Here is a 2,979-nt window from a genome sequence, read left to right on the forward strand (position 1 = left end):
CGTTTGATGTCAGGCAGTTCGATGCTGTCCGTATAGGCAATCGGTTCAGCGGAATCCGTGAAGTCATAGGCTTCAATGTCCTTCAAAGACAGAGTGATGACTTGCGCGGTGTCGCCTTTTTCCGAGGTGACCCAGAGCAGCTCATGGTTGTTGTCGTAGGCGAGGCCGCCAGCATGCGGGATGCCGTCCAGGACAATTTCCTTGATGAAGGAGCCGCTCTTCTTGTCCAGCACATAGATGACGGAATTGTGTTCTTTGGTTTGGCAATAAGCCGATATGAACAGGTAATCTTTGTTGACGGCCAAACCTTGCGGCGTCATGGTGGTGCAGATTTCTTCCTCTTCGTGTTCATGATGGAGCGTCAAAGTGGCATCCATTCCCGGGATGATGAAAATGTTCTCTTCCGGATCGATGCCATCCTCTTCAAAAGCCGCTCGGTACAGTTTGGGATAGTCGGACAGTCCCTCCATTAGTTCATCCAGTGAACCGAGGCTGGCTTCTGTATTCGTTTCTTCGGCAAAAGCCACCCGTTCGATCTTGCCGTTTTTTGTAAGGAGACCGAGCGTGACCGATCCTGCCATAACGATGCCGATCAGAGCGAGGCCGAGGATTTTCTTTCTCTTTTTCTTTTCCAAACTATCACTTCCTGAGTTGAATATTTAAATGAGCCGTTCAGCTTTTCTAATATATTACTACAGGAGTTGGTAAGCGACTAACGAAAAGCTTCCGGCCACGCTTATTCCTGATAGGATTTGAGTACTTCCTGCAGTGGGATTTTGGCGATTTTCCGCCTGCTTATGTAGGTGCCGGCGAAGAAGATGAGGACCAGGATAACCAATGTCTGCAACAGGAAAATCGGTCTGTACTGCAGCGGCAGGAGGACGCCGTATTCCTGCGTGAAGAACTGCATCATCAGGTTCAGTATACCCAAGGCAATGGGGATGCTGATCAGATAGGAAATCAGGGCATAAAAGAAATAGCTGTTCAGGATCATCGCGTTGACTTCCCGACGTTTGTAACCCATCACTTTGAGCAGCGAAATCACATAGTAATTTTTTTCGACGGTGAAGGAAGTGAGCACAAAGAGGATGCTCGCCGCTATGACTGCCGATCCGCCAATCATGACGTTCGAGATGAACTGGGTATAGTTGGACATCGCCTTCGATTGTTCGATGAGCCCGGACTTGCTGATGATCGTGCTGTAGTAAACATCGGACGGCTTTCGGCTGGCATAGATGCCGCTGTAAAGGCGCGAAGTGCTGTTTTCCGACAGGATGTTGCTGAGTTTTTCGATGTTCAGGTAAACCTTGTCGGAAATATATTCATCGGTCACGCCTTTGACAAGGAAGGTGAAAGTATCGTCGTTCACTTCCAGGCGGATGGTATCGCCTTCTTCAACACCGAGCTTGATGCTGAGCCGTTTTGTGATCACGGCGCCGTTCTGGATGTTCACGGTGATGTCATTGCCTTCCTCATCATACAGGCTGTAAAGTTTGTTGCGTGAAGCCAGCCCTTGCAGCGAAACGATGTTGCCATCCAGCGCAGCGAAGGGATAGATGAGGAATTTTTCGTCGCCGGGCCGCGTTTCGGGAAGCCTTTGCGCGACATCGAGATAGGCCTCATATTCGTAGTCGACCTTGTTCAGGTAGTCTACCGTCATCCGATCGACCATACCGCCCATCATAAAGGAAAAGCTCATCAGGATCGTCGAAAACATGATGCCTAGGAAGAAAATGAAGAAGCTGCCGGTGCTTTTGATGGCATGCAGATATTTGAATTTTGTGCTCCCTTTGGCATTGGAAAGGACCCGGCTGAGGTACCGGCCGATCCGGTTGATCGACTTGCCCTCATGCGGCTTCAGCAGTTCCAGGGCATTCTCGCCAAGGATGCGGTAGATGATGATCCCTGAAACTAAGGAGAAGAAGAGGAGCGGCACAAGGATCGCCGTAGCGAAAACTGTGAAGCTTTGGGCGATCTTGACTTGGGGCAAGAGATAGAAATCCAGATACAATTTCTTCAACGGTTCGGAATAAAGCGATCCGATGAAATAGCCCAGGATCAGCATAAGGGCGGCGAAGACCATCATCGCAACGAAGTAGGGCCGGGCTATTTCCGAACGGCGGTAGCCGAGCGCCTTGAGGATGCCAATCTGGCCCCTTTCGGCATGGAGCAGGTTGTAGATCAGGATCGATACGATGATGACGGCAATGGCCGCGATGAAAACACTGAGCCCCAATGCCATGACTTTCCCTTGGGTCAGTTCGTCATAGATGGCTCCGCTCCTCATCGAGGTCTGCGTGTCCGTAATCTGGCTGACGAAAGGCAGCTCGTCTTTGTCGTAGGCGGTGTCTATGCTTTCCCCGGACAGGTTCATGCCGGCCAAACGGAAACTCTCTTTGTCGTCAAAGTTCTCGTATTCTTTATCAGACATGAGCAGCAAGGTCTGCAGCCCGGTATCCAAGTTGAAGGTTTCATCGAACATGGGAAGCGTGTAATCCGGGAAAAGCACAAAGCCCGTCACGCGGTAGCTTTTATTTTTGATGTTGAGGGTGTCCCCGATGGCGAGGCCGTTCTTGTCGGCATAGACTTTTGTCAAGGCGACTTCGTTGTCGGCCGATGGTTTGCGCCCTTCCTCCATATAGGAAAGATTGATTTTTTCGCCATCCTTCACGAGGAGCGCTTTATGCGATTGCCCTTGAAACGTGTAGGACGTGTTTTTGTATTCCCTCAATTCGAGGCTGACATCGCGGTAGCTCGCTTCAAATTCGGCGATCCGGTTTTCCATGAGCTTGTAGAAAGTGGCAGGCTCGACTTTCTTGATGTCGCTGAGCGAGTAGAAGCCCCGGGCCAGAAGCGTGGCCGCTATGGGGTAAGCCGCCTCTTCCAGCGTGACCCGGTTCAACATCTCAACGGCAAAATCCTCCTGGTTGTAATCCGCCAAGTACGCTTCCGTCGGTTCTTCGATGCCGCTCAGGCCGT

Annotated in this window: 2 protein-coding genes; both read right to left on the reverse strand. The window is 51.0% G+C overall.

Translation table 11 applies throughout. From position 1 onward, the window contains the following. A partial coding sequence (locus tag WBV27_RS12850; RefSeq protein WP_424202524.1) for a YncE family protein occupies nucleotides 1-635 on the reverse strand: 635 nt, incomplete at its 3' end. 101 nt (nucleotides 636-736) lie between these two features. Continuing rightward, a partial coding sequence (locus WBV27_RS12855) for an ABC transporter permease (protein ID WP_424202525.1) occupies nucleotides 737-2,979 on the reverse strand: 2,243 nt, incomplete at its 5' end.

The sequence above is a fragment of the Trichococcus sp. genome (assembly GCF_049589555.1).
Taxonomy (GTDB): domain Bacteria; phylum Bacillota; class Bacilli; order Lactobacillales; family Aerococcaceae; genus Trichococcus.